Source organism: Acinetobacter bouvetii (assembly GCF_902753875.1).
Classification (GTDB): Bacteria; Pseudomonadota; Gammaproteobacteria; order Pseudomonadales; family Moraxellaceae; genus Acinetobacter; species Acinetobacter bouvetii_A.
In genome coordinates this window covers 1-10,712 of the sequence record NZ_CADDTS010000003.1, presented here as the reverse complement: position 1 = coordinate 10,712, position 10,712 = coordinate 1, and the positions used below count along the sequence as shown (strand labels likewise).

9 protein-coding genes and 1 pseudogene are annotated in these 10,712 nt (G+C 42.5%); 3 read left to right on the top strand and 7 right to left on the bottom strand.

What is annotated here, in order from left to right; genetic code table 11:
* Positions 1–266: 266 nt before the first annotated feature.
* A complete protein-coding gene (gene dtd / locus FB6_RS00310; protein WP_174558088.1) occupies positions 267–707 on the top strand; it encodes a D-aminoacyl-tRNA deacylase in 441 nt (146 codons plus the stop codon).
* A gap of 119 nt (positions 708–826) precedes the next feature.
* Here the strand turns inward: dtd and FB6_RS00305 are convergent, their stop codons facing one another.
* From FB6_RS00305 to serB, 3 genes are all read right to left on the bottom strand, one after another.
* Complete coding sequence (locus tag FB6_RS00305; protein WP_174558087.1) at positions 827–1,306, bottom strand: SCP2 sterol-binding domain-containing protein; 480 nt, start codon at positions 1,304–1,306, stop codon at positions 827–829.
* Between the two features lie 141 nt (positions 1,307–1,447).
* Positions 1,448–1,783 (bottom strand): ciprofloxacin tolerance protein AciT, encoded by a 336-nt coding sequence (gene aciT, locus FB6_RS00300; protein WP_174558086.1) that lies wholly within the window; start codon positions 1,781–1,783, stop codon positions 1,448–1,450.
* 424 nt (positions 1,784–2,207) lie between these two features.
* Positions 2,208–3,428, bottom strand: coding sequence for a phosphoserine phosphatase SerB (gene serB, locus FB6_RS00295; RefSeq protein ID WP_174558085.1), 1,221 nt, complete (start codon positions 3,426–3,428; stop codon positions 2,208–2,210).
* Positions 3,429–3,505: 77 nt separating this feature from the next.
* Between serB and FB6_RS00290 the strand changes: the two genes are divergently transcribed.
* Positions 3,506–4,753, top strand: a complete 1,248-nt coding sequence (locus FB6_RS00290; RefSeq protein WP_174558089.1) for a hypothetical protein — start codon at positions 3,506–3,508, stop codon at positions 4,751–4,753.
* A 69-nt stretch (positions 4,754–4,822) separates the two neighbouring features.
* Here the strand turns inward: FB6_RS00290 and ppk1 are convergent, their stop codons facing one another.
* From ppk1 to mhpT, 4 genes are all read right to left on the bottom strand, one after another.
* On the bottom strand, positions 4,823–6,886 hold the full coding sequence (ppk1, locus tag FB6_RS00285; RefSeq protein WP_174558084.1) for a polyphosphate kinase 1: 2,064 nt from the start codon (positions 6,884–6,886) through the stop codon (positions 4,823–4,825).
* Positions 6,887–7,113: 227 nt separating this feature from the next.
* Positions 7,114–8,073 (bottom strand): bile acid:sodium symporter family protein, encoded by a 960-nt coding sequence (locus FB6_RS00280; protein ID WP_174558083.1) that lies wholly within the window; start codon positions 8,071–8,073, stop codon positions 7,114–7,116.
* 92 nt (positions 8,074–8,165) lie between these two features.
* Positions 8,166–8,804: a bifunctional nicotinamidase/pyrazinamidase gene (gene pncA / locus FB6_RS00275; RefSeq protein WP_174558082.1), complete on the bottom strand. Its 639-nt coding sequence runs from the start codon at positions 8,802–8,804 to the stop codon at positions 8,166–8,168.
* 242 nt (positions 8,805–9,046) lie between these two features.
* Positions 9,047–10,252: a 3-(3-hydroxy-phenyl)propionate transporter MhpT gene (gene mhpT, locus FB6_RS00270; protein ID WP_174558081.1), complete on the bottom strand. Its 1,206-nt coding sequence runs from the start codon at positions 10,250–10,252 to the stop codon at positions 9,047–9,049.
* A 361-nt stretch (positions 10,253–10,613) separates the two neighbouring features.
* Here mhpT and FB6_RS00265 point away from each other — a divergent pair.
* A pseudogene (locus tag FB6_RS00265) lies at positions 10,614–10,712 on the top strand (IS982 family transposase); the annotation flags it as partial.

Below are 10,712 nucleotides of genomic sequence, written 5' to 3'. Positions count from 1 at the left end.
TCTTCTAGAGTGAGATGAGTATAGTTCATGATGCAACTTTGACTTTGGTCGGTCGGAAGCAAAATGCTAGCTCATCTTGCTTCCTTCCAATAATTTAATCTCTGTTGCACTTCATTTGAGAATCTAAGTCGCATAATTAGATTATTAAAAATTAACCATTTATTTTTCAATAAATTAAGCCTAAAAAACCATCAAATAACATTCATCAAAAGCCGAGCTTTGCTACAATCATCGCTTTCTTTAAATGAACCGTTTTGGACATATATATGCGTGCCTTGTTACAACGAGTACTTGAAGCCAAAGTTGTAGTCGATGGTCAAGTGACCGGTGAAATCAATCACGGCATTTTGGTTTTTCTGGGGCTTGGTAAAGACGATAATCTTGAAAAAGGCAAAAAGCTGATTGATAAGATATTGAAGTATCGTTTTTTTGATGATGAGCAAGGCAAAATGGGCTGGAATGTCAACCAAGCTGGTGGTGGTTTACTACTTGTATCTCAATTCACGTTAATGGCTCAAACCCAGAAAGGCTTGCGCCCAGATTTTGGCCCGGCCATGCCCCCGAGTGAAGCCAAAGCCTTATATGAAACCTTGGTCGACTATGCCAAAACCCAATTTGAACATGTGCAAACCGGTATTTTTGCTGCTGACATGAAAGTGCATTTGGTCAATGATGGCCCAGTGACTTTTAATCTGGAAGTTGAATAAACAGATCAAGAGATCAGTCATAAAAAAAGCCCTCAACCGAGGGCTTTTTTTATGACTGATCTCTTGCAAAGCAGCGCTTTTCACCTTTTTTAAAGAAGGGGAATGAAAGGCATAAAATCTTATTTACCTGTTTTTTCACGAATAAATGAGCGAACCAGTTTCACTTTTTCTTTCACCGGTTGCGGTAATTTTGGTGGAATCAATTTTGCAACTTTATTGAACCAAACTAATAGACCAAAATCACCTTCCATTTTGATGCTGCCATTTTGCATGCCAGTCATAAAAGCAGTTGGATCACCTTTCATTAAGGTTTTTACACCCTGCTCACTGTCTGCAAACTGCAAAATAAAATCGGCTTTTTCAGCATCGCCCGATACAGTGTCAATTTGACCATTGTTCACAATAATTTGGCGTGCAACGCCTAAATCTGTCCCAATCTGAATGCGAAACTGACGTTCATGAACCAGCTCAATAAATTTTGGGCTGGTACGAGCCAATTGCTTCATACGCAAAGCTAAGCCCGCAACTAATAAATCAAGCGGATCCGTGCTTACATCGACCAGTGGTAATTTTACGACAGGAATCGAAGATAGTTTCATGACATTTAAGCCTATTGTAATTGTTGGAAAATTGACGACTTATCCTATCATAAGTTATGTTTTTTGAAGTAAGGCTTTGTATAACAATAATGAATAAAAAAAGATGTGCTTAAGCACATCTTTTTAGAATTTTTCTTCAATTTAGCGGCTTGAATATTGTTGCTGTTCATCTTCATAGACTGGTGTATGTTCAATACAACGTCGTTTTGCTAAAGCACGTTCTGCACGGCGATCTTCACGCAACAGCAGCATGGTCACAATGACCATCACCGACATGAGCGCTGTCAGATAACTGTATGCCATGGGTAAATCAAAAACCAGTTGTGTACTGAAACGAATCGCTTCAATCAATCCCCAAAACAGCATACCTGCAAACATAAAGCTTAACAAACGACGATAAGGCGAGAAGAAAACAGCTATCAAAGCGGCCGCTATCAAGCTTAAGCCAACGATGCTTGGTAAATTCGCTGTAACCATAAAAACCTCCGTCCTAGATAGGATTTCGACACTGTTAAATCGGTCTCAATCAAATCCCCGATACCGTGAATAAATAATGGAATATGTTGATATCAATCTCTATGCAAGCATTATGCGGAGTTTTTTTCAGAAAAAAAGTCTTGTATTTTCAGCAAGCGACACACGTTGTCGCAATATTATTTTGTCATTACATTTTTTTATTTTTAACTTTTTCTGGAAGTGAGATAGATACAGACTTGCCGTGTCATTACAAAAAAACAACTCATTTTAAGCATTAAAAAAACTTTTTTCAGGAATCCGTTGAATGCTGCTTTTATCGGCAATCACAATCTACCGTTCATCGCATTTTGCCTGTTTTTAAAGCAAAAAAACGCGACATAATTGTCGCGTTTTGTCTATAAACTTCAACAGTTAGGCTGAATACTTAGGCACGACTCAAATCTTTGTCATGCACACCAAGCAGATACAGCACCCCATCCAAACCTACACTTGAAATGGCCTGATTGGCATTTTGACGAACCAGTGGTTTGGCACGGAAAGCTACACCCAAACCGGCAATAGAGAGCATCGGCAAGTCATTCGCGCCATCACCCACGGCAATTGCCTGTTCCAATGAAATACCCATTTTATCGGCCAGTTCACGCAACAAGAATGCTTTACGGGCACCATCGACAATATGACCTTTGACTTCGCCAGTAACTTGCCCATCTTGTACATCCAGAATATTGGCATGTACTTCATCAATGCCCAGTTTTTCTTGCAGGTATTCAGCAAAATACTGGAAACCGCCAGACAGAATCGCAGTTCTATAACCCAAGGCTTTTAAGGTGGAAATCAGGCGCTCTGCCCCTTCAGTCACGGTCAGGCGTTCCGCAATTTTAGGCAATACAGACGCATCCATTCCTTTCAGTAAGGCGACACGGGCACGGAAACTTTGCTGAAAGTCCAGTTCACCCTGCATGGCACGTTCAGTAATTTCAGCCACTTGTGCACCAACTCCGGCTTCAATGGCCAATTCATCAATCACTTCCTGCTCAATCAAGGTCGAGTCCATATCGAAGCAGACTAAACGGCGATTACGGCGGTAGGCATTATCTTCTTGCACCGCGACATCAACGCTTAGTTCACTAGATAAACGCAAGCATGCCGCACGCATGGCGGTCGCATCCAGCATTTGTCCTTTTAAGCCAAATTGCACGCAAGAACGTTTCGGCCCATCGCTTTGACTCGATAGCTTTGGACGTTCCGACAGACGCGTTACAGTTTCAATATTAAAGCCTTGGTTAGACACAATATTGGTGACGGCCTGTAACTGCGAAGCGCTGAGTTCAGGCGCCAATGCGGTCACGATATAGCGAGTCTGACCACCTTCACTGACCCATTGATCATATTCTGATGTAGAGATTGGTTTAAAGCGCACTGTTAAGCCAATATCATGTGCTAGAATCAAGATCTCCTTCATGGCTAATGCTGTAGCAGTTTGGTCATCTGACGAAACAACAATACCTAAAGTCAGTTGGTTATGGATGACGGCTTGTCCAACGTCCAGAATTTGTAAAGAATGTACGGACAATACCTGCATTAATCGTGTAAATTGATTAGGCTGGTCTGGTCCCAAAAATGATATAAGAATGATTTCTCGCATGAATTGACTCGGATCTGAGCTACAACTATTGTTAGAATCATAATCGAATTTGAACATAAATGCCTTGGAAGTTTACGTTGAATGCGCCTAGACAAGGGCTATTTGCTAGCCTACTGATTGTAAGTTTTGCTTTACACACCTTTTTACTGGTACTTGCGACAACGCATCAGTTGAATGCAAACCGCGCCAGTCAAGGACAGCTGATGACCACGCAACTGGTCACAGACAGCCTATCCGAGCTTGAACCGGCCAATACGGTGTCATTGGCATTACTGGCTGACCGTTATGCAACTAACCCGAGTGTGGCTTCTATTCGTATTTTGGATGCGAATAATCAGGTACTGGCAACAGGTGGTCTGACCAAAACACGTCAAGGCGAAGTGTTTGTTCGTGAAGCCCTACAAAATGAAAAGAAAGTCGGTACCATTGAAATTACCTTGATCAAATCCAGCATTGGTGAGATTTTACGGACACAATGGCTGGCGATTTTATTATCCCTGCTGATTCATGGCTTGTTATGGTTAGCTTATCGCGCGATTGCCCGCCCAAGCCGTACCGAATATTTAGCGCGTATTAATAATGAATCGCGCCTGAAACATGAAATTCAAACCTTGACCCAAGCATTGGAACAGGAACAGCACAATGCGGCTGTAGCAATTGCTCAGGCACAGACCTCGGTCAAAACAAAAGTCAAAGAAACCAAGCCTGTGGTTCTGGATGACAACTGCATCGCCTTAAATATTCAGTTCTATGATCCTAAACAGCTCATGGATTCGGTGAATAAAACGGTTTCTGTGCCTTATTTTAATTTATGCCAGATTTTCCTGAATAAAGCGGCTGAATTGTGTGTACAACACTACAAGTTAAATAGTTCAGATATTGCCACCGTGCACAAGTTTGATGAACAAGGTGCTACCGTCAGCATGTCGGTTGAAACCCCAAATGCGGTGCAATGTCTGGTAATGATCAGTACCGTATTCCAGTTACTGTCGGATGTGCTGTACAAACGCTATCGCGAAGAAAAACGTTTTGTGTTGCAAACCCGCAGCGCCATTTCCAGCCATGTGGAAGCGATGCATCTGACACCGGTACAGGCAGCTGAACGTCTGGTACAACATTTGGTCGCTAAAGAAAGTGCCCTGCATTTACCCAATGAATTACTGAAAGAAATTTCAGACCGTTATCAATTGGTCAGCATGCCGAACCCAAACAATGTCTTGACCCGCCATGCCTTTATGATGAACGGTATGGATGGTGAAGTGGCTGAACTGGCACAAACCTTCAGAACAGAAATTTTGAAAGCTAAACAATCTAAAGCATCATAATTTTAAAATTTGATGTTGAAATAAAAAATCCCGACATCGTTCGGGATTTTTTATTTCTGTAGCATCAACTCAAACAGTCAGGACTTTCTGTTCGATTAAATAACGCTGTGCACTATGGACAGGCTGCTCTACTTTCGCTTGAACTTTCTGCCATTGTCCATCGGACTGTAATACCCACGCGTTTTGATTGTCTTGTAAGTAATTCAACAAACCATCTTTAATCATGCGTTTTTTCAGACGACTATCCAAGATAGGAAAACAGGTTTCTACTCGTGAAAACAGGTTGCGCCCCATCCAATCGGCACTTGCACAGTACAAACGTTTCTCCCCACCCTGTTCAAAATAATACACGCGGGTATGTTCCAAGAAACGTCCCACCACGGAACGCACTCGAATATTTTCCGACATGCCTTTCACTTGTGGAATCAGGCAGCAAATTGAACGAATAATTAAGTCCACTTGTACCCCTGCTTGCGAGGCTCGATATAAAGCGGCAATCAGTTGAGGCTCCGTCAGTGCATTCACTTTAACAATAATTCGTGCTGCTTTACCGGCTTCAGCACAGGCAATTTCCTGTTCAATCAGTTTTAATAGTTCCGCATGCAAGGTAAAAGGTGCGTGCAATAAAGCTTTAAGTTTCGCCATCTTGCCCATACCTGTCAGTTCCTGAAACATGCGATGCACATCTTCACAAATATCTGGTTGCGTGGTCATTAAGCCATAGTCGGTATACATACGCGCATTGCCAGCATGGTAGTTTCCTGTGCCTAAATGGGCATAACGCAGCAGTTGATTATTTTCACGGCTCACAATCAGAATCATTTTGGCATGGGTCTTATAGCCGACAATGCCATACACCACTACAGCCCCAGCTTCTTGCAAAATATTGGCAACAGTAATGTTAGATTCTTCATCAAAGCGCGCACGCAGTTCAATCACTGCCGTGACTTCTTTACCATTACGCGCAGCTTCGGCAAGCACTTGCACAATTTCAGAATCTGGTCCACTGCGATACAGCGTTTGCTTTATCGCCAGTACCTTTGGGTCTTTCGCCGCTTCACGCAGTAAATTAATCACTGGCTGAAAGGAATCAAAAGGGTGGTGCAATAACACATCCTGCGTTTTTAGCAGGTCAAACAATCCCGTTTGTTTACGCAAAACTTTTGGAATAACTGGTGTATAAACCGGATATTTCAATTCGGGACGATTAAAACTGGTGCTTAAGCGCGATAAATTGATTGGACCATCAATGCGATAAAGCTCTTGCTCGGTTAAATCAAATTCATCTAATAGATAATCAATAACCTGTGCCGGGCAATCATCTTCAATTTCCAAACGCACCGCTCGACCAAAACGGCGCGATGACAATTCATCTTTTAACGCCACTGCAAGGTCATCAACATCCTCTGACAAAATCAAATCCGCATTTCGGGTCACCCGAAAGGCATAACATCCTTTGGCTTTCATGCCCGGAAATAAATCATCAATATGCTGTTGAATAATTGCGGTCAGGAAAATTTGAGTATCCGCATTGCCTGCCACGTCTTTGGGAATGGTAATCAAGCGTGGTAAGGAGCGTGGTGCCGGCACAATTGCCATTTCAATGGCACGACCAAAGGCATCCTTCCCTTCCAGACTGACAATGAAATTGAGGCTCTTATTGACCAAACGTGGAAAGGGATGCGATGGATCTAAACTGATTGGGGTTAAAACAGGTTGGACTTCTTTGGCAAAATACTGACTAATCCATGCCTTATGCTTTTCTAAAATATCTTGATATTGAATGAACTGAATCCCTTCGCTTTGTAGCGCAGGTAAGATGGCATGATTCAACACTTCATACTGACGTTGTACTGTGCGATGAATCAGACTGGATAAGTCCTCTAAGACCACTTCGGTTGGAATCGCATCTGGTGTTCGGGCAATAGCATTTAGATCCCGTTGCTTCATTAAACCGGCAATTCGGATTTCAAAAAATTCATCCAGATTACGTGAGAAAATAATCAAAAAATTCAGACGCTCAAGCAGCGGTAATTGATCATCTAGTGCTTGTGCCAAAACCCGCCGATTAAACTCAATCAGTGACAATTCACGGTTAAAATAAGTCTCTGATGAATGCTGAAAATTTCCCATACCCTCTCAATGCTGTTGAACAGTCTGCTTCTAAAGTCTTTAGCCGGCATGTTAGGCAGCTGTTATGACACTTATGTTACAAATCGCATTAATACAGGAAAAATCATGCGAAATTGAAATCTAATTGTCACAAATGAAGTGTTTTTTCTGTTTACAGCTATTCTATAGCGCTAAAAAAGGAGAGCAATTGCTCCCCTTTTTTTCAATGCTGTTCAATATCTTTTACGCTATGCTTTATCATTATTTGGTTCTTGATCTTTAGTCCGACTCGCCCAATAGGTCGCTAAAGCAGGGCCTGAAATATTGTGCCATAAACTGAAAATGGCACTCGGTACCGCAGTCAGCGGTGAAGCGGCAAAATGCACTGCGGCTAAAGCCACCCCTAAACCTGAATTTTGCATGCCGACTTCAATCGCAATCGCTTTACTGTCTGCATAAGGAAGTTTAAAGAAGCGGCTGGCCCAGAAACCGAGCAAATAGCCCAGACCATTATGCAGCGCCACCACGCCTAAAATCAGCGCTCCGGATTCCAGAATTTGCGCCTTACTGCCCGCAATAATCGCCGCGACAATCGCCACAATGGCAATCACGGAAATCAGCGGCATCACCTGAATATAAGCATCCACTTTTTGTTTGAACAGCGAACGGACGATCAGCCCCAAAATAATCGGGAACAGCACCACCTGAAGAATTGAACCCAGCATCGACAAAGCATTAATTTCAATCCACTGACTGGCCAGCAGATAGAAAATTGCTGGTGTTAATACAGGGGCTAACAGCGTCGAAACCGAGGTACAGGCAACCGATAAGGCGGTATTACCTTTGGCCATGTAGGTAATCACATTGGAGGCGGTTCCGCCGGGGCAACATCCCACCAAAATCACGCCAATGGCAATTTCAGCCGGCAATTGAAACAGCTGACATAATGCATAAGCCAAGCCCGGCATGACAATAAACTGGGCAAGCACGCCAATCAAAACAGCTTTGGGACTTTGCAATACCCCTTTAAAATCCGCAACCGTCATGGTCATGCCCATACCAAACATGATAATGCCAAGCATCCAGATGATATAGGCTTTCAGCCAGACAAATGCTTCCGGAACCATTAAGGCAATACCGGCAAAGAGCACCACCCACAAGGCAAAGGTTTTTTGAATAAATTGCGTAAATCGCAAAAAAGCAGACATAGCGTACATCCATGATTTATGCGGACTGATCTAGAAAGCACGTTTTATCACATCTATCTAGCCAAATAGCAGCTTTATTCCATACCTTGTATTTATTGATGAGCCACCGCTTGAACAATATCTTTCAGCAAAATACGCTTAACACCTGCTGCCAGCATGTCTTGCCAGGCATGTTGTAGTGAACCATTTAGATCAATACTTTTGGTGGCATCAGAAATGACATAGGTTTGAAAGCCCAGTTTACAGGCATCGATTGCTGTCCAGGCCACACAAAAATCTGTGGCAATACCTACAATAAACACGGTATCAATCCCGCGCTCTTTCAAATAGCCGGCCAAACCGGTTGTGGTTTTCTGATCTGCTTCTAGAAAAGCAGAATAGCTATCAATATGGACATGTGAGCCCTTACGGATCACCAGTTGTGCCGTGGGTAAATCAAGATCCGGATGTAGCTCGGCATCCGCGGTTCCTTGAACACAATGTGCAGGCCACAAAACCTGAGTGCCATAATCCAGTTCAATCGTTTCAAACGGCTGCTTGGCGACATGATTTTCAGCAAAGGACACATGATTCTGTGGATGCCAATCTTGAGTAATCACAATATTGTCAAAATACTGGCCCAATTGGTTAATGTTTGGAATGATCTGATCAGCATTGGCCACAGCCAAGTTCCCCCCGGGAGTAAAACCATTTTGTACATCGACGACAATCAAAGCGGTATTTTTTTGCATAATGTGCAGTCCAGTATTTGCCTATTGTGATTTTGCTTAAGCTTATAACAAAATAAATTTGAGTATTTAGGCTGCAGGGTAAAAATAAAATGACTGTACAGGAAAAGAATCATGCTCATGAAGCAAATTTTGCCAAATCTTCAGGCTTTGCCTAAGAGCAATTTTTCTTTGTAGGGTGAACATCTAGAGATACCTAAAAATAAAAAAGCCCGCCAGAGCGAGCTATTTTAGCGATCAAAGCATTAAGATTGAGTTTGTAAACGGCGAATCAAAATCAACATGAACACGGCTGAAATCACGATACAAGGAATGGCAGCTGATATGACACCTGCTGCTCCAAAACCTGCGGCAAGCAGTTGACCTGCAATGGCTGGCCCAAGCATCGCCCCCACACGTCCTACCGCTGAGGCCATGCCTACACCTGTTGCACGGACTTCCGTCGGGTAAACAATACTCCCGAAAGCGTAGAGCACACCTTGGCAACCAATCACGAATGCACCAACCAAGGCTGAAGCCATATACATTTGCGTCAATGAGCTGGCTGCATTTAGACAGAATAAACCCGCCAAAATACCACCGTACATCAAAATGATGACATAGGCTTTTTTCCAGCGGTCCGTCAACATACCTAAAATAATCGTACCAATCGTCGCACTGACCATGAAGAAGAATTGCGCGGTACTGCCTTCTTTACGGCTAAAACCGAGTTCCATAAACAGTGAAGGCAACCAGCTCAACATGATGTACACCACCATCAAGGTGAAGAAATAGCTGAGTGAAATTAATCCGGTACGCATCAAGTTGCTACGGTTAAACAAATCCTTAAAAGAACCCTGCGTGCTTGCTGTACTATCCGTGGTATTTTGCGCTTTTAAAAATTCACGTGATTCCGGTAAAAATTTCATCATGATTGGGAGCACAATAATTGGCAGTAAGCCCCCCAGATAAAAGATATTTTTCCAGTTGGAACCAAAGTCCAGACTCGCCACATAAGATAAAATGGCCGCCCCGACTGGCATACCACAGTACATCAAACCTACCGCACGGCCACGATTTTCCGGTTTTACAGCTTCAGATGCCAGCGTAATCAAGTTTGGCATGGCTGCACCCAAACCCGCCCCCGCTAAAAAACGGACCAATAGCAAAGTATTGAAACTGTTAACCCATACGGTACATAAGGTAAATACGGCAAATACGCCCACAGACCAGATCAGCACCTTTTTACGGCCAATTCGGTCTGAATAGCGTCCACCAATCAATGCCCCTGGCAATAATCCCAAAATTCCGGCGCTGAAAAATACCCCTAACTGAGAACTATCCAAGCCAAAAGCTTCACGGATACCCGCTGCAGCAATACCGGCTGCCTGAATATCTAACCCTTCAATCACCGCAATTAAGAAGCAGATTGCTACAGTAATGACGGAATGCTTATTATCTGATCTTTCCATTGGAAAATCCTTTTGCAATCAGTGTCCAAAATAGAACAACATGATCTACGACTCTGGAAATCCGAATAACTACCAATAAGTGGAATAATTGACAATTTATCTACAAAAATACTGGATATTGAAAGTTTTTAGAGACAACAGCAGATAGTCGAAAAAACACTTAATTGGGTTAAATCAATATAAAAAATGAGTTATATAAATTAAAATTCAATTCTGAAAAATCACCCTATGCAAAAAGGATAAAAATACATTAATAGTTTTTATTAATTAACCCGAATCGCGGATAAGAAAATGACTTGAAAAATAAGAGGACTAGAGCCATCAGTTGAGTTACCACACAAAACCTAAAGCCCTAGTCCTGATGTTCAATAGTACCGAATTATTCTGCGTAATTGATGATTTCTTTCTGAAATTTGAAGCAACTTATTGGAAATTTCTCAAACAAAGCCGTCATTCGTTA